The 24,328-nt window shown below is 62.5% G+C and carries 14 protein-coding genes and 2 pseudogenes; 3 read left to right on the forward strand and 13 right to left on the reverse strand.

Going from position 1 to position 24,328, the window contains the following annotated elements; translation table 11 throughout:
• Positions 1 to 969 (forward strand): metal ABC transporter ATPase, encoded by a 969-nt coding sequence (locus GKC70_RS21470; protein WP_342649860.1) that lies wholly within the window; start codon positions 1 to 3, stop codon positions 967 to 969.
• 51 nt (positions 970 to 1,020) lie between these two features.
• On the opposite strand, the gene hldE is transcribed toward GKC70_RS21470, so the two are convergent.
• From hldE to GKC70_RS21485, 3 genes and pseudogenes are all read right to left on the reverse strand, one after another.
• Positions 1,021 to 2,442 (reverse strand): bifunctional D-glycero-beta-D-manno-heptose-7-phosphate kinase/D-glycero-beta-D-manno-heptose 1-phosphate adenylyltransferase HldE, encoded by a 1,422-nt coding sequence (hldE, locus tag GKC70_RS21475; RefSeq protein WP_342649861.1) that lies wholly within the window; start codon positions 2,440 to 2,442, stop codon positions 1,021 to 1,023.
• Between the two features lie 127 nt (positions 2,443 to 2,569).
• Positions 2,570 to 4,377: pseudogene (gene msbA, locus GKC70_RS21480) on the reverse strand (lipid A export permease/ATP-binding protein MsbA).
• A gap of 15 nt (positions 4,378 to 4,392) precedes the next feature.
• On the reverse strand, positions 4,393 to 5,568 hold the full coding sequence (locus GKC70_RS21485) for an O-antigen ligase family protein (protein ID WP_342649862.1): 1,176 nt from the start codon (positions 5,566 to 5,568) through the stop codon (positions 4,393 to 4,395).
• A 100-nt stretch (positions 5,569 to 5,668) separates the two neighbouring features.
• Between GKC70_RS21485 and GKC70_RS21490 the strand changes: the two genes are divergently transcribed.
• Positions 5,669 to 6,274, forward strand: a complete 606-nt coding sequence (locus GKC70_RS21490; protein WP_342651560.1) for a toluene tolerance protein — start codon at positions 5,669 to 5,671, stop codon at positions 6,272 to 6,274.
• Between the two features lie 3 nt (positions 6,275 to 6,277).
• On the opposite strand, the gene GKC70_RS21495 is transcribed toward GKC70_RS21490, so the two are convergent.
• The 9 genes and pseudogenes from GKC70_RS21495 to putP form a co-directional block, all read right to left on the reverse strand.
• Positions 6,278 to 7,369 carry a glycosyltransferase gene (locus tag GKC70_RS21495; protein WP_342649863.1) on the reverse strand — a complete coding sequence of 364 codons (1,092 nt, stop codon included), beginning with the start codon at positions 7,367 to 7,369 and terminating at the stop codon, positions 6,278 to 6,280.
• Between the two features lie 48 nt (positions 7,370 to 7,417).
• Positions 7,418 to 8,190 (reverse strand): annotated as a pseudogene (locus GKC70_RS21500) (glycosyltransferase family 2 protein).
• Positions 8,191 to 8,246: 56 nt separating this feature from the next.
• Complete coding sequence (locus tag GKC70_RS21505) at positions 8,247 to 9,203, reverse strand: glycosyltransferase (protein WP_342649864.1); 957 nt, start codon at positions 9,201 to 9,203, stop codon at positions 8,247 to 8,249.
• Positions 9,200 to 10,651, reverse strand: coding sequence for a PIG-L family deacetylase (locus tag GKC70_RS21510; protein WP_342649865.1), 1,452 nt, complete (start codon positions 10,649 to 10,651; stop codon positions 9,200 to 9,202). Before GKC70_RS21510 ends, GKC70_RS21505 begins: the two co-directional genes overlap by 4 nt.
• Positions 10,648 to 11,544: a GNAT family N-acetyltransferase gene (locus GKC70_RS21515; RefSeq protein WP_342649866.1), complete on the reverse strand. Its 897-nt coding sequence runs from the start codon at positions 11,542 to 11,544 to the stop codon at positions 10,648 to 10,650. The genes GKC70_RS21510 and GKC70_RS21515 overlap by 4 nt, the downstream gene beginning before the upstream one ends.
• Entirely contained in the window at positions 11,544 to 12,674 is a 1,131-nt protein-coding gene (locus tag GKC70_RS21520; protein WP_342649867.1) for a glycosyltransferase, read from the reverse strand. Before GKC70_RS21520 ends, GKC70_RS21515 begins: the two co-directional genes overlap by 1 nt.
• Positions 12,658 to 14,415, reverse strand: coding sequence for a carbamoyltransferase (locus GKC70_RS21525; RefSeq protein WP_029612817.1), 1,758 nt, complete (start codon positions 14,413 to 14,415; stop codon positions 12,658 to 12,660). The genes GKC70_RS21520 and GKC70_RS21525 overlap by 17 nt, the downstream gene beginning before the upstream one ends.
• Positions 14,416 to 14,524: 109 nt before the next feature.
• The gene (rlmJ, locus tag GKC70_RS21530; protein WP_342649868.1) at positions 14,525 to 15,361 is read right to left on the reverse strand and encodes a 23S rRNA (adenine(2030)-N(6))-methyltransferase RlmJ; all 837 of its coding nucleotides are present in this window, start codon (positions 15,359 to 15,361) and stop codon (positions 14,525 to 14,527) included.
• 105 nt (positions 15,362 to 15,466) lie between these two features.
• Entirely contained in the window at positions 15,467 to 16,945 is a 1,479-nt protein-coding gene (gene putP / locus GKC70_RS21535; protein WP_342649869.1) for a sodium/proline symporter PutP, read from the reverse strand.
• Positions 16,946 to 17,299: 354 nt separating this feature from the next.
• Between putP and putA the strand changes: the two genes are divergently transcribed.
• Entirely contained in the window at positions 17,300 to 21,250 is a 3,951-nt protein-coding gene (gene putA / locus GKC70_RS21540; protein WP_342649870.1) for a trifunctional transcriptional regulator/proline dehydrogenase/L-glutamate gamma-semialdehyde dehydrogenase, read from the forward strand.
• A 72-nt stretch (positions 21,251 to 21,322) separates the two neighbouring features.
• Here the strand turns inward: putA and GKC70_RS21545 are convergent, their stop codons facing one another.
• On the reverse strand, positions 21,323 to 24,229 hold the full coding sequence (locus GKC70_RS21545) for an RHS repeat-associated core domain-containing protein (protein ID WP_342649871.1): 2,907 nt from the start codon (positions 24,227 to 24,229) through the stop codon (positions 21,323 to 21,325).
• Between the last annotated feature and the right edge of the window lie 99 nt (positions 24,230 to 24,328).

Genomic DNA, 24,328 nt, shown 5'->3' on the forward strand with positions numbered 1-24,328 from the left:
GTGGCGCGCACCCTGATCCGCAAGAACCCGAGCAACTTCAAGACCCTGCCACTGCATGTCGAAGCCACCCCCGAGGGCCTGAGCTATCAGAGCGTCGGCATGCCGCTGAACTTCGCCCAGACCCTGCAGCGGCGCAAGGCCGTGCACGTGGAAGACAGCGAACGTTTCGCCATCGAGCTGGCCAACCTCGGCGTGTCGGTGCGCCTGACCCTCACCTGGCAGAACCGCGACTACTGGGTGCTGGTGCGCCAGCGCCGCCAGGACCGTGGCGATGTGGTGCTCAAGCTGATTTCCGGCTACGTGCCTGCCCAGGAACTGAATCTGCCGCTGCACACAGCCATTCAGGAAGTGGCCGAGGAATGCCTGCTGGAAACTCCGGAAGGCTGGCTCGGCGGACGCTTCAACGACACCTGGCTACCGACGCCCTACGCCGCCGCCCTGCATTACCGGGAAACCCCGCCGTTCACCTTGAGCCCGGCCTCCGGCGCGGCACGTCCGGTGCAATGCGCCAACCTGACGCTGCTGGAGCGGCCTCGGGCCTATGTGCACCTGCCCACCGCGTCGCTGCAACTGATCTACGACCTGCGCTTGCAGGTGCCAAGGGAGGCCAAGTCGCTGAGCCTGTTCCATGTGGACGAGCGCCTGGAAGGCGATCAACTGGTCACCCGGCTCAACCGCAAACGTCCCGACCTGTACCTGATGCCGCTTCAGGACGGCCAGCCCATCGCCGAGCTGTACACCCTGAAGAAGGATCAATTGATTCCAGCGAGCACACGCGGGCTGTACCTGGCCGAAAGCTTCGCCCAGCAGGACGGCTGGGTGGTGCGCGAGGAACGGGTGCGCTGGAAGGACTGGCTGCGCCAGCAAGGGCTGGTGGAGGCACGGCCGCACAAGCCCTCGCATCTGCAGCGTTTCAGCGACAAGGCCCGAGCGCTGCTGCAGCGGGCGCGGAGCTCGCTGAACAAGTAAGCCTCATTGCTTGAGGGCTGGCCCCTGGACACGGGCCAGCCATTTGCCACTTCAGTGCTTGCGGATCTTCTCGACGATCGCGGTGGTCGAGCTGTTCTCCACCAGGCCCAGCACCTTCACCGTGCCGCCGTAGGCGCTGACGATATCGGCACCGACCACCTGGTCGATGCCATAGTCGCCGCCCTTGACCAGCACGTCGGGCTTGACCTCACGCAGCAGGTTTTCAGGCGTGCCTTCGCTGAAGCTGACGACCCAGTCCACCGCCCCCAGCCCCGCCAGTACCGCCATGCGCCGGTCGACGCTGTTGATCGGCCGACCCGGTCCTTTCAGCCTGCTGACCGAGGCGTCGTCGTTGACCGCGACGATCAGCCGATCGCCCTGGGCACGGGCCTGCTCCAGGTAGGTGACGTGGCCGGCGTGGAGAATATCGAAGCAGCCGTTGGTGAAGACGATACGCTCGTTGTGCGCACGGGCGTCGTCAATGGCCAGCAGCAGTTGCTCAAGGACCAGCACGCCACGCTCGGAGCCTTCCTCACGCTGGATCGCCCGGCGCAGTTCCGGCGCGCTGATGGCCGCCGTACCCAGCTTGCCGACGACGATACCGGCGGCCAGGTTGGCCAGCGCCACGGCGTGCGGCAGTTCCTCGCCCGCGGCGATGGCGGCGGCCAGGGTGGAAATCACCGTGTCGCCGGCGCCGGTGACGTCGAACACTTCACGGGCGCGGGCCGGCAGGTGCAGCGCCGGATGACCGATGCGCAGCAAGGTCATGCCGTGCTCGCCACGGGTGACCAGCACCGCGCCGAGGTCGAAGTCTTCGAGCAGTTGCAGGCCCTTGGCAACCAGTTCGGACTCATCGGCACAGCGCCCGACGATGGTCTCGAACTCACTGAGGTTCGGGGTAATCAGGCTGGCGCCCCGGTAGATGGAGAAATCCTTGCCCTTGGGGTCGGCCAGCACCGGGATGCCCTTGGCACGCGCGGCCTGGATCAGCGACTGGTGATTCTTCAGCGCGCCCTTGCCATAGTCGGACAGCACCAGCACCTTGACGCCGTCGAGCAGGGCATCGACTTCCTCACCCAGCGACAGCGGGTCGGTGGCGAAGGGCTCCTCGAAATCGATACGCAACAGTTGCTGATGGCGACTCATGACTCGCAGCTTGACGATGGTCGGCTGGTGCGCAATGCGCTGGAAAATCGAGCGCACGCCGGCGGCCTGCAGGCTGTTGGCCAGACTGTCGGCCGCCTCGTCCTGGCCGGTCACTCCCACCAGCGCCGCCGGGGCGCCCAGGGCGGCGATGTTCAACGCCACGTTGGCCGCACCGCCCGGACGGTCCTCGATCTGGTCGACCTTGACCACTGGCACCGGCGCTTCCGGCGAGATACGCGACGTACCGCCATGCCAGTAGCGGTCGAGCATCACATCGCCGACCACCAGTACCGGGGCTTGATCGAAACGCGGCATGGACAACTTCATGGGCAACCCAAATGGAAAAATGAACAGGGGCGGGATATTAGCACAGGGCAGGCGGCGGCTTTAGCGCCAACTGCCGAGCCGAAAAACACGCCGGCACTGGGGGCGCCAGGCCCCGAGTGCCGGTGTTTCAAGTAATGTCGGCCTTGCCGGGTTCGTCCAGGCCCATGGCGTGCAGGCGGGCGTAATAGCCATTCTGCGCGATCAGCGTGGCATGGTCGCCGCGCTCGACGATCCGGCCCTGATCCATCACCAGGATCAGATCGGCTTTCTCGATGGTCGACAGCCGGTGGGCGATCACCAGGGTGGTGCGCCCTTGCATGACATGGTCCAGCGCCGCCTGGATGTGCCGCTCGGACTCGGTGTCCAGCGCCGAGGTGGCCTCGTCGAGGATCAGCAACGGTGCGTTTTTCAGCAAGGCCCGCGCAATTGCCAGACGCTGGCGCTGACCACCGGAGAGCAATACGCCATTTTCGCCAACCTCGGTGTCGAAGCCGTTTGGCAACTGCTCAACGAACTCCTTGGCGTAGGCATCCGCAGCGGCGGCTTCGATCGCTTCACGGGGTGCACCGGCGAGATCACCGTAGGCGATATTGTTGGCTACGGTGTCATTGAACAGCGTGACGTGCTGGGTAACTTGCGCTACATGCTGGCGAAGATTGCGCAGTCGGTAGTCTTCGATTTCGACGCCATCGAGCAAGATCTCGCCCGTGTCATGGTGATAGAACCGGGGGATCAGTGCCGCCAGCGTCGATTTGCCGCTCCCGGAGCGGCCCACCAAGGCGATCATTTGGCCGGGCTGTGCAACGAAGCTGATATCAAACAACACCTGCCGGTCGGTACCTGGATAAGTGAAGCTCAAATTGCGCACGTCCAGGCGCCCCTCAACGCGGGCCTTTTCTACCGTACCTGCATCAATTTCCGGTTTTTCATCCAACTGTTCGAAAATACTCTCGGCGCCGGCCAAGCCCTTCTGGATGGTCGAGCTCACCTCGGAAAGCTGGCGAATGGGCTTGGGCAACAATCCAGCCGCCGTGATGTAAGCGACCAAGTCGCCGGCCGAGGCGTCCCCGCGCAGGAACAGCACCAGGAACATGAGCGTCGCCATGGCGGTGTAGATCACCAACTGCAAGGCCGGCGTATAGAGTGCGCCGGTCTTGTTCATTCGCAGTTGCTTGTCGGTGTTGCTCTGACTGGCGTTCTCGAAGCGCCGCGCTTCGTACGCTTCGCCACCGAAGCTGCGTACCACACGGTAGCCCTGGATGGTCTCGGAGGCGACATGGGTCACGTCGCCCATTGCCACTTGGATCTTCTTGCTCTGCTTGCGGAATTTCTTGCTGGCGGAACCGACCATCAGCGCAATGACCGGCAGGATGGCGATCATTACCAACGTCAGCTTCCAATTCATCCACATCAGATAGACGAACAGGAATACCACGGTCAGCCCTTCGCGGATGACGACCTTGATCGCATCGGTGGCAGCACCGGTGACCATGGTCACGTTGAACGTGATGCGAGAAATCAGATGCCCGGAGTTGTGACTGTCGAAGTAACGGTTGGGCAGCACCAGCAGCTTGTTGAACAGCTCCAGACGCAGGTCATGCACCAGGCACAGCGAAACCTTGGCCAGATAATAATTGCCCAGAAAGGAGCCTATGCCCTGCCAGGTGGCGATCAGGATGATCAGCAAGGGAACGGCCTGCAGTAACTGCAGGTCGCGCAGATAGGGACATTGGGGAAAAGCACGGCCTGAGGGTTGCTCAGGCCATCGACGAAGTACTTCAGAATCCCGGCCAGCATTGGCTGGGTGGACGCGAAGATCACGAAACCAATGATGCTCAACAGAAAAATGCCGAGGTAGGGTCTCACATAACTCAACAGCCGGAAGTAGATCTTCAGGCTGCTTGAATTGTCCGCCGGGCGCGGTATTTCGGCCATCGTCGAGCTCGCTGTTCAGGTTGAACCGCGAATTTTACCACAGGCTTTTCCCTGGGCATGCATCCACGGCAACATCATCGCCAGCCCTACCGGCAGCCAGCTGATGAACCACTCGGCGCGCGGGGTGCCAGTCAGGCTGGCGGCGTCGAGCTGCATGGCGACCGAGGAGAATACCCAGATGCACAGCGCCAGTTTGGCAAGCGGGGCCTCTCGCGCTCTGAGCATTTCCCGAGCAGCCAACAGCCATATTGCCAGCCATAGCAGCATGCCAGGCAAGCCCAGCTCGATGGCAGCATGGGTAAGCATATTGTGGGTATGGTCGAACTGCTGTCCGGCCGCTTGTATCCGGTAAAACGCACCGATTCCCAGCCCCGTCCAGGGATGCTGCTCGATCATCTGCACGGAGGCTTGAAAGATCTCCATGCGGAAGGACGATCCGCGGCTCATCAACAGGTTATAAAACACGTAGACGGCTACTGCCACAAGGATCACGGACGAGACTGCGAGCACCTTGCTGGCCCGGTCGCGCATCCACCAAGGTGCGCACAGCACGGCGAACAATACGCCGATAACAGCGCCACGGCTCTGACAAAGGGCAACGAACCCCCCCAGGCACAACAGCACGAGCGCCCAGCCCAGTTGCATCATTCGCCCTTGGGGATAATCGTAGAGCATCGCCAGCGCCAGCACGCTCACTACATAGGCACCCAGAATAGGATGATCAATCCCGCCGATCCCATACAACCGCATCACTAGAGGGTTGTCGGTCATCCCATAGAATCGATAGAACGAAATCAGTGCGGCAACCGCCAACAGCGCACCGCCAAGCTGCAGCAGCATTCGCACGCACTTGCTCCCAAGCTGCGCCAACAGCGCAAAGAACATCAGGAACAGCAGGATGTAGATGAGTCGCTTGGCTTCCCGTCCGCCTTCGTCAGTGGCCGACCAGATCAAGCTGAGCGCACTCCATAACAAAAACAGAGCGACCGCACTCCATAGCGCCGGCTGCTGCCGCCAGCCAGCGACGAACACCTGACGGGCGGGCCATACCAGCAGCAGCGTCGGCAGCCAAAGAAAGAGGATCAAACCCTGCTGATAGAGCTTGTTGCTCGGCGCCAAGGCAATCGCGGCCAGGAACCAGACGAAACCAAAGCCAAGCCAAATCTGGGCCCAGCGCTTTTCATGCAACATCCCTTCCCCCGATCACTCTGGTAACACCGTCATGGTGCTGTCCCGCTATTTTCGGCATTATTGCCAGTCATTTTGCTCGCAGAAGAAAAGGCACTACTCCATGCGATGTTCCCGACTTCCCCAGGCCGACTTCGATCAGCTGACTCGCGGCGCCAGGATTCTGGAAGCCGACAGTTATGGCGCGAAAGTTTACCTGCTTGAGGATGGCAATATCCTCAAGGTTTTTCGTCGTAAACGTCTGATTTCATCTGCACTGCTGCGCCCCTATTCCCAACGCTTCGTGGAAAATGCGGCACGCCTCAGGAAATTGGGCATTCCCACTCTGGACGTGATCAGTCACCACAAGCTGCAACAGCCCGGCCGCACTGCGGTACTGTATCGTCCACTACCCGGACAAACGCTGCTGCAGCGCTCGCATCAGCAAGGCTTCCATTGGAATGACTGCTTGCCGGCACTGATCGGGCTGATCAAGTACCTGCACCGTTCCGGTATTTATTTCCGGTCACTGCATCTGGGGAACGTCGTCGTTACCCCGGACGAGGAACTAGGATTGATCGATGTGGCAGACATGCGCTTCATGCGTGCACCGCTAAGCCACCGGATGGCGCAGCGTAACGTTCAACACTTGGTGAACTATCTCGAACGTGAAGGGCTCGGTGCAGATTTTCCTCTCGCCCAATTGCAGTCAGCGGTCCTCCAGCACTGATACTCAGCCTTGCAGCAAGGCCTTTGAGCTATGCCTGAAGGCCAGCCACGCTTGCTCGGGCGCCAGAGCCCGACGCTGTACTGCCGCCGTAGCGCTCGCATCCAACCCGTTACACGCCACGATTGCGCGAGTCCACGCCGCTTGATCGCCGACCGGTATGTAGCATCCGGCCTCACCCAACTGCTCGCGAAACACCGAGAGATCGCTACACAGCACAGGTACGTCCGCCATGACCGCTTCCTGCAGAACCAGCCCCAGGCCCTCGGAGCGCGATGGAATCAGCAACCAGTCAAAAGCGCGGTAGAGTCGGGAAACGTCGGATCGGTAACCGCATAGCAAAAGGCTGTCACCTAGTCCGAGTTCATCGCACCGACTTTGCAACTGCGCCTTCATTTCGCCGTCGCCCATGATCACAAGCCGAATATCAGGTTGACTCTGTCGTGCCTGGGCGAATGCCTTGACCAGCATTTCGAAGCCTTTGCTCGGAACGAGTCGCCCCACTGCGCCAAATACACGACCTGGCCGGTCTGGCAGTGCCAGCGCACGCCTGGCCTGCCCACGATCAAGCAGGTCCAAGGCAAATGCAGAGGGATCCAGAGCGATACGCAAGGTTTGCACACTACGCCCCAACACCTGCTCCATAGATCGAGCAAGCGTCTGTGAAACGGCAGCGAGGCACAATTGACCGGGGGCCAAGCCACGAAGCAACCGAACGTCTTCACCGCGCAAGCGAGTCGTTCCATGAAAAAGTACGGTGACACGCGTTTCGGGAAGATGGCGCATCAACGGCAGGATAAGGCGAGCAACACCCAAGCCATCGATCAATATGGCATCGGGCCTTTCCTGCTCCAGCGCTACGCGCAGTCGAGCGCGCAACAACGGCATCAATAAGGACCAGAGGCGGCGCCCCTTGAGCGCCCGCGTTGGCATGTGCCATTCGCGAACAGAGCCCGCTCCATTGCACAGCCCATTACCCAACAGCAACCAGTTGGCGATCTCGACGTCGTCGCCGAGATGACGCAGCATCTGCTGGTGCACCGTATGTACAGACATATACGGGGCACCGCCTGACCACATGACGTTGATCACATTCATCGGTAGAGCTCCCTTGTACCCGACGGATCGCTCATCGGATCAAGTGTTTCAGTGAGCAAGAAAGCCGATTCCAATACCGACCAATGTCCCTATGACAAGAACTGTCATCAGTTTGATTCGGTCACGCTGGCGCCTTCGGGCCTTGCGCTTGACCTCCTCCGGCACTGTGACATGACTCCCGAAGCCCGTGTGCAACACCGCGTCACCCTCAAGCGTAACAGCGGTCATTCCCAACTCGGCATAGCGTCGCGAGAGCGCCTTCTCACCAGAATAGGCAGCAAAGGGCGCGCAGGTTTGGTAATCGCTCAGACGGCGCAATCCTGGATTGAGCGAGAACGCCTGCCAATCGGATTTTTCCGATAACAACGGATAACAGGGGACACCCGCGATCACCTGTCGTGGCCCAAGACGAATGTAGGGCTGTGTACCGACAGATCGTGGGCATGGCTACGCAACCAGACTTGTAGAACCTGCGGGCTCGTTTCGAGAACGCGTTGCGAATCCTCGACAAAATGTTGGCGATAAAAGCTCCAGTCATCCTCGCAATGGAAGATAAAAGGCGTTTTGACATGACTGTATGCCAAATCGATCGACGCGAGCTGACCGAGCTTTGGACGATTGACGAAGACGGTGCAGTGGTTCTTCCAGCTTTCTGGCACCACTGCATGGACCGCTTCGTCTCCCGAGTCTTCGGTAATGAAGACCTCGCGAATCGGCGCCGTGTTGAGCCGATCGAAGCTCTCCAGCGTTGCCTTGAGCAGGTCGAGGCGACCGCAGCTGGTGACCACCAGCGTGATATCACTGTTTTCCGAGAAGCGCACCGGCTTCCTCCAACTGGCGGCCCGATCCGCGACCGTCGCGGATCGGGCCATATCGTTCAAAACCCCAGCTTCAGACGCAAACGCTCCCACGCAGTTAGCGCTGGTCGCGGCCTCAGTGGGGGTCTCATGTGGTCGACGATGCTACGCCCGACCTGGGAAAAACTGAAGCCCGAGACTGCCAGCTCACGGCCTTTGGCGGCAATACGCTCAGCCAATGCCGGATCGGCGCGCAGGATGCCCAGCTTCTGCCGAAGCGTCGGGATGCTGTCATACAGCACCACGTTGTGCATGTCTTGAAGACCCAGCACGCGGTTTTCCGCCTCGCCCTGGTCGAACGCCAGCAGCACGCAGCCACAGGCCATCGCCTCGAAGTTCTTGATCATGTATTCGCCCATACCGACATCGGCGCTGACGAAAAAACGGATGCGGTTCAGCGTATTGCAATAATCCTCGCCCGACTTGGTGCGCGTGACCACGAGGTTTTCCACTTGCCCCAACTCCTCGAGCAAGGCTTTGCGACCGCTGTAGGCCACACTGGCGGTACTGCCGACAAACGCCAGCTCGATGTCGCGTGGCTGGCCTCGGTCCGTCAACAAACGCTCATCGTAACCCTTGGGTACGAAGACTGCATCGAAGCCCTCCTGGCGCAGCCGCTCGCTGACCGTGAAGCCGGAGCTGATCACCCGTGCCCATGGCAATTTACGGTAATGCGCGCTGAAGGCGCCCGTGTACTTGCAGGGGATGTAGTTCTGATAGGCATCGTGTTCTAGTATGACCAGGTTCGGCAGAGTGCGGATGAACGCCACTTGGCGGATTTCCTGCTTGAATCGCAGGAAAAACACGATCCGGTCATAACGCGTGACATCCACTTCGCGCTTGAAGTAACGCCGCAGGTTGCGCTGCTCGTCGCTCGACAGCCAGCGCAGATCACAGTCGCAGTTGGCAACGACACCGTCGTACAACCGGTCGAGAATCGCACGTTGCTCCTTCTGGACCAGAAACAGCACTCTCATTTCATGCCTCGCACACGCCTATCATCATGATCGATCATCCCTGCCCCTAGCTCGCGACGCCAGAACAGCTCATGCCTACGTACAGCCTTGCGGAAGAACTCATTGTCTCCATAAGGTGACCAACGACGCCCCACCAGCCAGCGCTGGATCAACCTGCGTATGCGCCGCTTCAAGGGCGTCGGAGGTTGTAGGTCATGCATCATTGCCAGCGCCATGGCCTTGTCACGCTGAGTCGAAAGATCCAGCACAAGCGTGCAGGGCGTCCAGGGCTCGTCGGCCTGAAGCTGCGGCGGCAGGGCTACGCCATCGCCGCTGTCGCCCATAGGCCAGCGATCGTTGTCGTGCAGGTGATTGGCGTAACACAGCAGCGTCTGCGGCTGCCAGGCGCATCCCTGCAACGCCTCGAAAACCGCTACCTGCGCGCAGATGTGATCAGGATGTGGATCGAGGTGAGGGTGCGGCATCACCACTACCTCAGGTCGAGCCACCTCCATGAGCGTGCGAAGATCAGCGAGCAGGTTGTTCCAAGTCGGTGCACCATCGGCGTCAGCCGGTAGCGCAAGAGTATTGAAGCGGCGCAATGGACGGATGTCGGTCATCTGCGCCTCACGCGAACCTACCGGCTCGCAGGGTGCGGCGCGCATGGCCGCGAGCTGCAGACAAAAGTAGCCGAGCTGAACGCAGCGCGCCTCTGGCACGCCGGCCCACCGCGGCACGGTGATGCTGTCCCAGGCACGCAGACGACCTTTGAGCCGCGCTGCCTCCGTTACGCTCAAGCCCATGCGCTGGTAGTGTTCGGCTTCGATCTCACCCGCTGTCAAGGTGACGACCCACGCTTCTTCGGCCTGGCTATACAGGCCGTAGGCTGCAAGTTCGGCATCATCGGCATGGGGAGCGATCACCATGACGCGTCGGTGACGTAACTCGACCGCCGGTATCACCCACAGCCGCGGCTGGCCATGCAGCCGACAATAGCGACCTTTAATGCGAAGACGCCCCTCGCGCAAAGGCGCGGCCAGCCCCGTGAGCGTCAGCATGCGCACCCCGCCGACACCGCGCTCGAAGGTCTGACGGTCGCCCTGGGTGTCTGTTGTCAGCTCGACACGAGGGTCAAGGATGCGTCCAAGCCAGCTCGACCTCAAGCGAACCTCGAGGATCAGCGTGTCTTGGTCGTCGAACGGCGTATCGCTCTTGAGCGCCCCATGGTCGAGGTGGACGACCGCTTCCTCGGCGTGCGGGCCGAAGTCGAAGACATAGTCATCGCCAGGCGCGTAGAACAGGTGATCGGCAAACCAGGCCTCGTGGGCCACCCACAGCAGCGGCAGCAGCAGCACCGGCAACCACCAGGCGACGAGCACGCCCGCCAGCAGCAAGGCCAGCAGCGTCACCAGCAAGCCGATACGCTTGTTGCGGCGATGGCGCTTGAGCAACTGCTGCTTGCGGCTCATGACTGGTACACCGGCACCGGATGACACCAGCGCTCCTTGTATTCCCGGTCGGCCCGACCGAAGGAAAAGCGCAGGGCTTTGCCGCGCGCCTTGGCGTCTTCCCAGGCGGCCTGGGTGTTGAGGAAGCTGAGCACGCTACCGGGGCTGAACGCCTTAGTTTCAGGATCGACCCCGCCATTGACGTACTCGACGCTGACCCATTGCGGTGACTCGACCCGATACACCAGCTGGATGGCGATCGGCGCCGAGTCGAGGAACAGCACCGAACCGATCAGCAGCTCGCGCAAGCGCTCGATCACTTCGGCCATGTGCGCAGCCCCCGTGGCGAGGAAGCCCCAACGACGCTGGAACAGATCGCAGTACATGGCGGCGATGTCGCTGGCACTGAACTCGCTAATCGGCCGCACCACCCCGCCCGCCTCTTCCAGCAGGCGCAGCTCGCGACGCTGGTTGTAGCGAAACTTCTTCGAAAGGTCTTCGTGCGGGCGCGCCAGGGCCAGTTGCTCGGTCTGCGCGTTGAGGCCGTCGAAGCGACCGTGATTGAGCTCGGACAAGTAACGCCCGGCATGGCGCAGCGGTGCAGCGGCATCGTCAGCGGCGGGCAGGATGATTTCGGCATTGCCCAGGTCGAACAGGCCCTTCTTGCCGTGGCGCTTGAGCACATCTTTGGACAGCGCCAGGTGCCGGCCCCAGGTCGGCACTGCCGCCACGAGTTCGCCGTCACGTTCCCAGCCCAGGTAGCGCACGGGAATCTGTGCCAGGTCGGCCAGTTGCTCGAGCACCAGCGGATGACTGGCGACACTGCCACCAAAGCGTTGCCAGGCCTGGGCATAAGCGTTCGCGTCGATGGCGGTCCAGCCGCGTTCGCGCCAGGCGCGCAGATGATTGAGCATCAGACCCGCGCCTCCAGCGCTCGTACCTGGGGCAGTTGCCAGAACACCTGACGCACGGCCTCATCGGAGAATCGCTCATGCAAACGCTGCAGCATCAGGGTGGCGTATTCGCGGCGCTGCTCGTCGCTCAGACCGGCCATGTGCTGCAGCCCCTGGGCCAATTGCCCGGCATCGCCCAGCGCGAACAGCACGCCCACGCCCTCGACCACCTCGCGCGCACCACCGCAAGCGGTGGCCAGCACCGGCACGCCAGCCACCATGGCCTCCAGCAGGACCATGCCGAATGGCTCATGGTCGGAACTCAGGGCGAACACGTCGAAGGCTTGAAAGTAGCGACGGGCATCGGCCACTTGGCCGAGGAAATCGACGCGCTCGGCGATGCCCAGTTCGGCGGCCAGCGCCTTGAGCGAGTCTTCCAGACGACCCTTGCCCAGTAGCGCCAGTCGAGCGTTCCCGGGCAATCCCGGCAAGGCTTGGGCGAAGCCGCGCAGCAAGGTGGCCTGGTCCTTGTCCGGGTGCAGGCGGCCGACATTGCCGACGATCCACGCCTGAGCGTCCAGCCCCAAGGCACGCCGCGCCTCGTCACGCGGCAGCAATGCAGCCTGCAGCGCCTCGACGTCGATGCGGTTGTAAAGCGTCTGGATACGCTCGGCTGGCCAGCCGGGCAGACAGCGGCGCATGTCGTCACGCACCGCGTCGGACACGCCCAGCAGGCTGAGGCGCTTGCGCGCCAGGTTGGCAAACAGGCGACGGCCCTGGCGTTGATAGTCGCCGAAGGCATGGTGCACGCCAATCACCGGCAGCGCAGTGCCCAAAAGCGCCACATAGAGTGGCTTGAAGCGGTGGGCGATGCAGAAACTGAACGTGCGTTCTCGGGCGATTCGACGCAAGGCCGCGATGGCGCCAAGCTTGAGCCCGCGCACGGCCTTGGAGCTGAATTCGAGAAACAGCACTTCATCGCCACCACAGCCGGCAGCCACCTGGGGGTCGGCCTTGCCGGTGAGGAACACCGTGGTGACCTTGTAGCCCCGGCCTTCGAACAGGCTGGCGTACTGACGGGCACAATCAAGGAACGGCCCGTCGTAGCCGTGGCAGAACTGCAGGACCCGCAGGTCAGAGCGGCTGGTCATACGCCGCCGCGCCGTCCTTGACCACCAGGATGTCTTCCATGATCAGGTATTGCAGGTCCGAGCCGAAGAACATGTTCAGCGCGTCGGTCGGCGAGCAGATCATCGGCTCACCACGACGGTTGAGCGAGGTGTTCAGCGACACACCGTTACCGGTGAGGTCTTCGAGCGCCTTCATCATGTCGTAGTAGCGCGGGTTGTACTCGCGCTTGAGCACCTGGGCCCGCGAGGTGCCGTCTTCGTGGACCACTTCCGGCACACGGGTCTTCCATTCCTCGGCCACCTCGAAGGTGAAGGTCATGAACGGAGCCGGGTGGTCGATCTTGATCATCTGCGGCGCGACGGTGTCGAGCATCGACGGGCAGAAGGGTCTCCAGCGCTCGCGGAACTTGATCTGCTCGTTGATCCGGTTGGCGACGTTCGGCACGCTCGGGCAGCCGATGATCGAACGACCGCCCAGGGCACGCGGACCGAATTCCATACGGCCTTGGAACCAGGCCACCGGGTTGCCATCGACCATGATCTGCGCGATGCGCTGAGGCATGTCGTTGAGCTTGCGCCACTTCGGCGCACTGGGATGGCGCGCGCAGGCGGCGATGACGTCCTCGTTGGAGTACGCAGGGCCGAGGTAGACGTGTTCCATCTTCTCGACCGGCACACCACGGGCGTGCGACACGTAGGCGGCGGCCCCGACCGCCGTGCCGGCATCGCCGGAGGCCGGCTGGACGAACAGCTCCTTGAGGTCCGGGCGAGCGATGATCTTCTGGTTAAGCTTGACGTTCAGCGCGCAGCCACCGGCAAAGGCCAGCTTGCCGGTTTCCTTGAGGATGTCGCCCAGGTAATGGTCGATCATCTGCAGGGCCAGCTTCTCGAACAGGGCCTGCATGCTGGCGGCGTAGTGGATGTAGGGCTCGTCGGCGATGTCGCCTTCGCGCTTGGGACCGAGCCACTCGATCAGCTTGGGCGAGAAGTAGAAGCCCTTGCCCTTCTCTTTATAGCGGCGCAGACCGATGACGTTGGCGTACTCGGTGTTGATCACCAGTTCGCCATTCTCGAAGCTGGCCAGACGGGAGAAATCGTACTTGCTGGCGTCGCCGTACGGCGCCATGCCCATCACCTTGAACTCGCCGTCGAGCATCTCGAAACCGAGGAACTCGGTGATCGCGCCGTACAGGCCGCCCAGCGAATCCGGATCGAAGAACTCCTTGATCTTGTGGATCTTGCCGTTCTCGCCGTAGCCGAAGAAGGTGGTGGCGTACTCGCCCTTACCGTCGATGCCGAGGATCGCGGTCTTTTCCTTGAAGCCCGAGCAGTGGTAGGCGCTGGACGCGTGGGCCAGATGGTGCTCGACCGGCTCGATCTTGATCTTCTTCGGATCGAAGCCCAACTGCTCCAGACACCAGACGATCTTCTTGCGGTAGCGCTTGTAGCGACGGTTGCCCATGAGGATAGCGTCGAGGGCGCGGTCCGGGGCGTACCAATAGCGCTTGGCGTAGTGCCAGCGGGCCTTGCCGAACAGGCTGATGGGGGCGAACGGAATGGCCACCACGTCTACGTCGGACGGCTTGATGCCGGCCTGCTCCAGGCAGAACTTCGCAGATTCATACGGCATGCGGTTCTTCGCATGCTTGTCACGCACGAAGCGCTCTTCTTCGGCGGCGGCAACCAGCTTGCCGTCGATGTACAAGGCCGCGGAAGGGTCATGGCTGAGGGCGCCGGACAGGCCAAGAATCGTCAATGCCAAGGGACTCGCCTCTTCATTCGATATGAGATGCGCCAGGAGCCGGGTGGGCGACTGGCGACCAAAGCGCGCGATTATAGCGCAAACAACCTGTACCGCACGGCTGCGCCTGCTACTCGGCGATCAGCCAGTCCATGCGCCAACTGCCAGCGCTCTGTGCCAGCTCCTTGGCCAGCCACGGCAGCAGCTCGCGCAGCTCGTCCTCCAGGCCCCACGGCGGATTGGCAATGGCCAGGCCGGAACCGTTCAGGCCCTGCGGGCTGTCCTGATGATGCACGTACAACTCGACCCGCAGCAGCTTGGGCGCGCCGGTACTGGTGAGGTCTTGGTAGAAGCGGGTCAGCGAGCGCTGGTCCTTGATCGGGTACCAGATGGCCGCGACGGTCTGACGCATGCGCCCGATCGCCTCCTTCACCGCCTGGGTGCAGCGTTTGAGCTCATCGGCCTGTTCGAACGGCGGGTCGATCAGCATGATCGCGCGCTTTTCCTGCACCGGCAGCAAGGCCCGCGGCACGTGCCAGCCTTCGCCCAGGTGCACGGTCACGCGCGGGTCTTTCTTCATGTTGTCCTTGAGCAGCGGCCCATCCTCGGGGTGCTTCTCGTTGAGCAGGGCGCGATCCTGCTGGCGCATCAGGCGCCGCGCCAGTTCCGGCGAGCCGGGGTAGTAGCGCAGTTCGCCGTCCGGATTCAGGCGGCGGATGATGCGCAGGTAGTCGTCGGTCAGCGCTGGCAGGTCGTCGCGGCCCCAGAGTCGCGCTACCCCTTCCAGGTACTCGCCGGTGCGCGTCGCCTGATCGCCCTGCAGGTCGTACAGACCGAGGCCGGCGTGGGTGTCGAGGTAGGCGAACGGCTGCTCCTTGCGCGACATCAGGGCGATGAGGCGGGTCAGCACGATGTGCTTGAAGACGTCGGCGTGGTTGCCGGCATGGAAGGCGTGACGATAGTTCATGTGGGCTCCTGAGGAACCGGCAAGTTTACCTTGTCGGGCTGACGGCGTCAGGTGCGGTGGTCGGCGCTGGCCGAGTCGCGGGCAAGCCCGCGCTCGGCCTGTCGCTTACTTGTCGGCGTGGTAGGCCGCGTCAGCCGTCTCGAACCGCGAAACCATGCTGGCACTCGGACGCCCCAGCTTGCTCACCACGACGATCGCGACGGTGGCAAACAGGAAGCCCGGAATGATCTCGTACAGCCCCAGCCCGACGTAGTTCTTCCACAGGATCACGGTCAGCGCACCGACCACGATACCCGCCAGCGCGCCATTGCGGGTCATGCCCTTCCACAGCACCGACAGCAGTACCACCGGGCCGAACGCCGCGCCGAAGCCCGCCCAGGCGTAGGCGACCAGGCCCAGCACGCGGTTGTCCGGATTGGCGGCCAGGGCGATGGCGATCAGCGCCACGGCCAGCACCATCAGGCGACCGACCCAAACCAGCTCGGTCTGCGAAGCGCCCTTGCGCAGGAAGGCTTTGTAGAAGTCCTCGGTCAGCGCACTGGAGCACACCAGCAGTTGGCAGCTCAGGGTGCTCATCACTGCAGCGAGAATGGCCGACAGCAGCACCCCGGCGATCCACGGGTTGAACAGGATCTTCGCCAGCTCGATGAAGATCCGCTCATGGTTTTCGGTCACCGGCCCGGCCAGGCCAGGATTGGCCGAGAAGTAGGCGATGCCGAAGAAGCCCACCGCGCAGGTGCCGGCCAGGCACAGGATCATCCAGGTCATGGAGATGCGTCGGGCATTGGCGATGGACTTCACCGAGTCGGCCGCCATGAAGCGCGCCAGGATGTGCGGCTGGCCGAAATAGCCCAGCCCCCAGCCCATCAGCGAAATGATGCCGATGAAGGTGGCGCCGCGGAACATGTCGAAGTTGGCCGGGTTCTGCGCTTCGATGGCCAGCAGGGTGGTGTCGAAGCCGCCGGTGGAGATCAGCACGATGATCGGCGTGAGGATCAGCGCGAAGATCATCAGCGTGGCCTGCACGGTATCGGTCCAGCTCACCGCCAGGAAACCACCGACGAAGGTGTAGGCAATGGTCGCTGCTGCACCGGCCCACAACGCCGTCTCGTAGGACATGCCGAAGGTGCTTTCGAACAGGCGGGCGCCGGCGACGATGCCGGAAGCGCAGTAGATGGTGAAGAACACCAGGATGACGATGGCCGAGATCACCCGCAGCAGACCGCTGGTGTCTTCGAAACGGCTGGAGAAGAAGTCCGGCAGGGTCAGCGCATCGCCATTGTGTTCGGTCTGTACACGCAACCGACCGGCGACGAACAGCCAGTTGAGGTAGGCGCCGACGGTCAGGCCGATGGCGATCCAGGCCTCGGACAAGCCCGACAGGTAGATGGCGCCCGGCAGGCCCATCAGCAACCAGCCACTCATGTCCGAAGCACCGGCCGACAAGGCGGTGACCACGCTGCCGAGGCTGCGGCCGCCGAGAATGTAGTCGGAAAGATTCTTGGTCGAGCGATAGGCGGCGAAGCCGATCAGCACCATTGCTGCGATGTAGACCACGAAGGTGATCGTGATTGGATTGCCCATAATTATGTCCTGGCGTTGTTGTTATCTCTCGCAACCCACACGACGAGGGGGTTGCACCCAGGCGGCGCATCCTATGCAACAACCTTCATCAGGTGCAACCACTTTTCATTTGCAAGTTGCACCCATAAATGCATTTTCAGATAAAACCGCTTTTTGCTACTTTTTGCGACAAAAGTAAGAGTTTTAAGACGCTAAGGCAGCAAAAATAGACTAAAGAAGGTTCCTTAAGAGACTGGCAGACGAGTTGCACCTTTTTCAGAAAAAATTCGGGTTGCACCCGGTTGCACCTGCAAACGCCGCCCGCTAATCTTGCCGCCAGCTTAGCCACTCCCGTGGCAATAACGAGGATAAGAAATGGCGACGACCACCCTTGGGGTCAAACTCGACGACCCGACCCGTGAACGACTCAAAGCGGCTGCGCAGTCCATCGACCGCACCCCGCACTGGTTGATCAAGCAGGCGATCTTCAACTACCTGGAGAAGCTCGAGGGTGGTGCCAACCCCAACGACATCGACGGCCTGGCCGCCAGCAATGGCGACGATGCCGGCGACGTGCCGACCGACCACGCGCACCAATGCTTCCTCGAGTTCGCCGAGAGCATCCTGCCGCAATCGGTGCTGCGCGCGGCCATCACCGCCGCCTACCGCCGTCCCGAGCAGGAAGTGGTACCGATGCTGCTGGAGCAAGCGCGCCTGAGCGCCCCGCTGGCCGAGGCGACCAACAAGATGGCTGCGGGGCTTGCCGACAAGCTGCGCCATCAGAAAAGCGCCAGCGGCCGTGCCGGCATCGTCCAAGGCCTGCTGCAGGAGTTCTCCCTGTCGTCCCAGGAAGGCGTGGCCCTGATGTGCTTGGCCGAGGCCTTGCTGCGCATCCCGGACAAAGGCACCCGCGATGCGCTGATCCGCGACAAGATCAGCACCGGCAACTGGCAACCGCACCTGGGCAACAGCCCGTCGCTGTTCGTCAACGCCGCCACCTGGGGCCTGCTGCTCACCGGCCGGCTGGTGTCCACCCACAACGAGTCCGGCCTGAGTTCTTCGCTCACCCGCATCATCGGCAAGAGCGGCGAGCCGATGATTCGCAAGGGCGTCGACATGGCCATGCGCCTGATGGGCGAGCAGTTCGTCACCGGCGAGACCATCGCCGAGGCCCTGGCCAACGCCAGCCGCTTCGAATCCAAGGGCTTCCGCTACAGCTACGACATGCTCGGCGAGGCCGCGCTCACCGAGCACGACGCGCAGAAGTACCTGGCCTCGTACGAGCAGGCGATTCATTCGATCGGCAAGGCGTCCAACGGGCGCGGCATCTATGAAGGCCCGGGCATCTCGATCAAGCTCTCGGCGCTGCACCCGCGCTACAGCCGTGCGCAGTACGAACGCGTCATGGGCGAACTGTACCCGCGGCTGCTGTCGTTGACCTTGCTGGCCAAGCAGTACGACATCGGTCTGAACATCGACGCAGAGGAAGCCGACCGTCTGGAGCTGTCGCTGGACCTGCTCGAACGCCTGTGCTTCGAGCCGTCGCTGGCGGGCTGGAACGGCATCGGCTTCGTCATCCAGGCGTATCAGAAACGCTGCCCCTATGTGATCGACGCCATCATCGACCTGGCCAAGCGCAGCCGCCACCGCCTGATGATCCGCCTGGTCAAGGGCGCCTACTGGGACAGCGAGATCAAGCGCGCCCAGGTCGAAGGCCTGGAGGGCTACCCGGTCTACACCCGCAAGGTCTACACCGATGTCTCCTATATCGCCTGCGCGCGCAAGCTGCTGTCGGTGCCGGAAGCCATCTACCCCCAGTTCGCCACCCACAACGCCCACACCCTGTCGGCCATCTACCACATCGCGGGTCAGAACTATTACCCAGGGCAGTACGAATTCCAGTGCCTACATGGCATGGGCGAGCCGCTGTACGAGCAGGTGGTCGGCAAGATCGCCGACGGCAAGCTGAACCGTCCGTGCCGCGTCTACGCGCCGGTCGGCACCCACGAAACCCTGTTGGCCTACCTGGTGCGGCGCCTGCTGGAAAATGGCGCCAACACCTCGTTCGTCAACCGCATCGCCGATCATTCCATTTCCATCCAGGAACTGGTCGCCGACCCGGTGCTGAGCATCGAACGCATGGCCACCCAGGAAGGCAACGTCGGCCTGCCGCACCCGCGCATCCCGCTGCCGCGTGAGCTGTATGGCAGCGAGCGGGCCAACTCGGCCGGCATCGACATGGCCAACGAGCACCGCCTGGCTTCGCTGTCCTGCGCCCTGCTGGCCACCGCGCACAACGACTGGCACGCTTCGCCCCTGCTGGCCTGCACGGCCAGCGAAGGGGCCGTCGAGGCCGTGCTCAATCCTGCTGACCACCGCGACGTGGTGGGTCATGTGCAGGAGGCCAGCGTCGCCGACGTCGACAACGCCATCCAGTGCGCGCTGAACGCCGCCCCGATCTGGCAGGCCACCCCGCCGGCCGAGCGCGCGGCGATCCTGGAGCGCACTGCCGACCTGATGGAAGCCGAGATCCAACCGCTGATGGGCCTGCTCATCCGCGAGGCCGGCAAGACCTTCGCCAACGCCATCGCCGAAGTGCGCGAGGCCGTGGACTTCCTGCGCTACTACGCGGTGCAGGCGCGCACCGACTTCAGCAACGACGCCTGCCGCCCCTTGGGCCCGGTGGTGTGCATCAGCCCGTGGAACTTCCCGCTGGCGATCTTCACCGGCCAGGTGGCGGCGGCGCTGGCCGCTGGCAACCCGGTCCTGGCCAAGCCCGCCGAACAGACTCCACTGATCGCCGCCCAGGCCGTGCGCCTGCTGCTCGAAGCGGGCATTCCCGAGGGCGTGCTGCAACTGCTGCCAGGGCGCGGCGAAACTGTCGGTGCCGGTCTGGTCGGTGACGAGCGGGTCAAAGGCGTGATGTTCACCGGTTCCACCGAGGTGGCACGTCTGCTGCAACGCAATGTCGCCGGGCGCCTCGACGCCCAGGGCCGACCGATTCCGCTGATCGCCGAAACCGGCGGGCAGAACGCGATGATCGTCGACTCCTCGGCGCTCACCGAACAGGTGGTAATCGACGTGGTGTCCTCGGCCTTCGACAGCGCTGGCCAGCGCTGCTCGGCCCTGCGCGTGCTGTGCCTGCAAGAGGACTGCGCCGACCGGGTCATCGAAATGCTCAAGGGCGCCATGGCGCAGAACCGCATGGGCAACCCCGAGCGCCTGTCGGTGGACATCGGCCCGGTGATCGACGCCGAGGCCAAGGCCGGCATCGAGAAGCACATCCAGGCCATGCGCGAGAAGGGCCGCAGCGTCTATCAGGTGGCCCTGGCCGAGGGCGAGGAATGCAAGCGTGGCACGTTCGTCATGCCGACCCTGATCGAACTGGAGAGCTTCGACGAGCTCAAGCGCGAAATCTTCGGCCCGGTGCTGCACGTGGTGCGCTACAACCGCAAGCACATCGACCAACTGATCGAGCAGATCAACGCCTCTGGCTACGGCCTGACCCTCGGCGTGCACACCCGCATCGACGAAACCATCGCCAAGGTGGTGGACAAGGTCAATGCCGGCAACATGTACGTCAACCGCAACATCGTCGGCGCCGTGGTCGGCGTGCAACCGTTCGGCGGTGAAGGCCTGTCCGGCACCGGTCCCAAGGCCGGTGGTCCGTTGTACCTGTACCGTTTGCTGTCGACCCGCCCGGCCGACGCCATCGCCCGGCACTTCCAGCGTACCGACGCACACGGCAAGGCCGACGACGCGCTGCACGAGCAACTGCTCAAACCACTGCACGCACTCAAGACCTGGGCGTCCAGCCACCAGCCTGAGCTGGTCGCCCTGTGCGAGCAGTTCGCCGAGCATTCGCAGAGCGGCATTACCCGTGTGCTGCCTGGCCCAACCGGCGAGCGCAACACCTACAGCGTGCTGCCCCGCGAGCACGTGCTGTGCCTGGCCGACAACGAAGCCGACCTGCTGACGCAGTTCGCAGCGGTGCTGGCGGTCGGCAGCTCGGCGCTGTGCAGCGATGGCGAGCCAGCCAAAGGCCTGCGCAGTCGTCTGCCGAAAGAGCTGCAAGGCAAGCTCAGGCTGGTGGCCGAATGGACCAAGGACGACGTGGCCTTCGACGCTGTCATCCACCACGGTCACTCCGACCAGCTCCGCGCAGTGTGCCAGCAGGTGGCCAAACGTGCCGGTGCCATCGTCGGCGTGCACGGGCTGTCCAGCGGTGACCAGCAGATCGCCCTGGAGCGACTGGTGATCGAGCGGGCGGTCAGCGTGAATACGGCGGCGGCGGGCGGTAACGCGAGCTTGATGACCATCGGCTAGGATCACGCGTGGCGATGAAAGCAGGCGCGTCTCGGGCGCGCCTGCTTTCGTTTGGCCACCGTTCAAGCCTGCTCACTGTTTGCTGGACGATCGCCAGAATTTTATCTTTGAGGCAAGTGAACGTTTGGTACTGACGGGCGCGACGGGAGTCACGTAGGAAATCTGCAACTTCTGAATCGTCGGCTGTGCGTCCTGATAGTGGTAGGTAATCTCCCCACCCTGCCTGTCCACACGCAAGACCGAAATCTGCTCGGCGGTCAGGCTCAGGTCGGCAGCCAGTTGCTCCGTTTCCGTGTACTTGAGACTGAAAATCTGCCGTGACCTGACAATGAGCGACCTGTCGCTCGGTGAAGGCTTCTCGATGATGTGCTCAGGGTCAGCTCCGGGGGCCTGCACCCAAGAAGCGCGGAACTGGCCTTGCTCGTCGAACGTGCCGCCAGCGGCTTCAATGCCGTAGCTCAGCACGGCCAGCTCGGCGGCGTGGGCTTGGTGCGCAAGGGTAGAAACGATCTCTTTCTGCTGCCGGGTGAACAACTGATCGATGGTGTGTTCGCCTAACGGCTTTTCTTGGCCACCCTCAATCACCGTGTAACTGCTGCGAGGCAGGTCCTTAGCGAACTGCTCGGTCACCCCAAGCGTACGTGCACGCTGGGCATCGGGGCCGAGCTGACCACGCCCATCATCGCCCAGCGCACCGATCACTCGTTCAGAAGGCAAGGGCTGGTAGGTAGGCACTTCCCGTTGCCAATACACCTTCAACCTCAATCGCCCCGGTGAATGCTCGCTGACATTGCCCTTGAGGACGACACCTTCAGGCGCAGCCTTGAAAATCTCTGGAAAGTCGATGACTTTATCCAAAGCACTGAAGTTCGGGCCAAATTCGCTTTCAAAACTCTGCAAGCCGTCGTCGTCCCGACGGGTAACGGGATTATTACGTACCCGGCAGTACAGATTGAGGCCATCGACTGCACCCGCTGGATCGGCACTCAGCCAGCGCCCTGCCCAGGGCTGATAGTAGCGTTGGCCATAGTAGTAAAGCCCAGTGACATCTCGCTCCTTGCCACCATGGCCCAACGTCTTGTAGGTCGCCTCAAGCTTATTTCGCGCTAGGCAAAATGCCGTGCCGCCGTAGGGATAGTAGTCTTCGTGGCTGATCAAGCGACCATCCCCGTCGATTTCCAAAATGCTGCTACCCAAAGGGTTGTCGTAGCTGTAGCGCAGTTGATCGTTCTGTAAATCCGGGGGGGCGGCGTTGGACCAATATAAAAGCCGAACTTGGGCATACCCGCCCCCTCCGACCTTTAGTATCTGTAGCTCCTCTTCGACACGCGCATTGCTGACAGTGCGGCGCAATTCGAGCCCTGGCAGATAAATGACGCGCTGCCTGCGCCGGCTCGCAGAAGTCCACTGCGTATTGATCTTCGTGATTCGCTGGCTATCGCCGTCGTAGCGGTAGTGCTCGCTGTCGTCCTGTTGCGACTGTTCGCGCTGCACCGAAACCACTTGACGCAGTTCGCCGTTCGACGTCCAGAGCAATGGCTGATTAGGTAGCAGCATGGCCTGATGCCCACTCGCTGTGAATGCGGCTTGCGCTTCAGCGGGGCTGCTCGCCATCGTGTCGAGTACCGCCCGGTTACTGCGGTCACTGACCATCATGCCCACGACATAGCAGCGACTGCTGGCGGGCGAGAGGTGCACCGTGCGCATCAAATTGCCGGCTGCGTCGTAGGTAAAGTCTCGGCTATAGCCGGTCAGGAGGGTCTGGTCGCTTGCGCCAACCTGACAGCCTTTGGACATTCCTGGTGCAGCCTCGCCCTGGGCGTGTTCACGTCCCGAAGCGCTGACCAGTTGATAGAGGCTGTCGTAGCGGAAGGTCTTTTTGGGCACCACCTTCTGGTTTCGCCAGAAGCTGGCAACGTCGGTCATGTCCAACTCCCCGACCAGGTTACCGACCGGATCGAAGGTATAGCGCACGTCCTGCAACACTTTCATGCCGCGCGCATGAGCCGCTGGCCGCTCGATGCGTCGGCCGGTCTGACGTCGCGTGGTGGGGTCGTGAAAGTACTGGGTCAATACACCGTTACCGTGCAGCTCAGACGCTTTGGCGCCACACGCCAGGTAAGTCAACGAACGCACGATTTCGCGCTCTCGCGCCCCTTTGCGGGACAGCCACGCGGCCTTGAGGTGACCCGCAATGTCGCAAGCCACGCGCTGCCGGTTTCCGGCGGCATCGGTGACACTTGAAACGGCTGCGCAGGCATCCACCACCGCGCACGTCGTGTAAGCGAACTCGACCGATTCCAGCGCCCGGTCCCAGTCACTGGCCGTCTCCCCTGGCCAGTGCGCAGTGGTCTGCTCATCATCACCGTGCTCAAGAAGCCGCCGCGTGAACGCAATAGGTGTGCCGGTAAGGGCAGCCCCCTCGAGCAGCGCAAGTCCAGCACCGTCATAACGGCCGACACACCGCCCCGCCAGGTTCGACGCACATTCCGATGCACTGCCACCGCCGTATACGAAGCGTTGGACGATGCGCGGATCACCGCCCCCTTGAGTATCGGTAATGCTCACCAGCCGCCCGGGCAAACCGGCAGTTTCATAGGCCAGACTGCGTACGACCACTTGGCCGCAGTCGTCGCGCCCATCCGCATCGGAGGCGATCGCACTGAACCGTACGAGAGGGCGACCGATGATATCGGCGAGGGCTACAGAAATGCCGGCGTCAGCACGCTCAGCGCGCACTGGCCTGCCAACAAGATCGTTCGCAAAGGTAAAGTTCACCCGCCCCAATTTAGCCAGACGCGGATCGACGCTGCGCTCAAGCACACCTCGGCGATCGTACCCGTGGCACGTGACGCGCTGATTGGTGCGCTCCAAGCTCCGGTCATGGCGATGATAGACAATTTCCCGGACCGTCAGTCTCCCTGCAAAGACTTGTACTCGGGGCGTGTTGTGGGCAACCAGCGGCGCAGAGCAGGTCATCGAGCGTCCTCCAATCTTCATACCCATCCGCGCCAATCTCAACCACGGTGTGCTTTGCATACTAGCGTCGCAAAACCTCGGCGGCACCTGGCAGAACTG

The sequence above is a fragment of the Pseudomonas sp. REB1044 genome (genome assembly GCF_038813925.1).
Taxonomy (GTDB): domain Bacteria; phylum Pseudomonadota; class Gammaproteobacteria; order Pseudomonadales; family Pseudomonadaceae; genus Aquipseudomonas; species Aquipseudomonas boreofloridensis.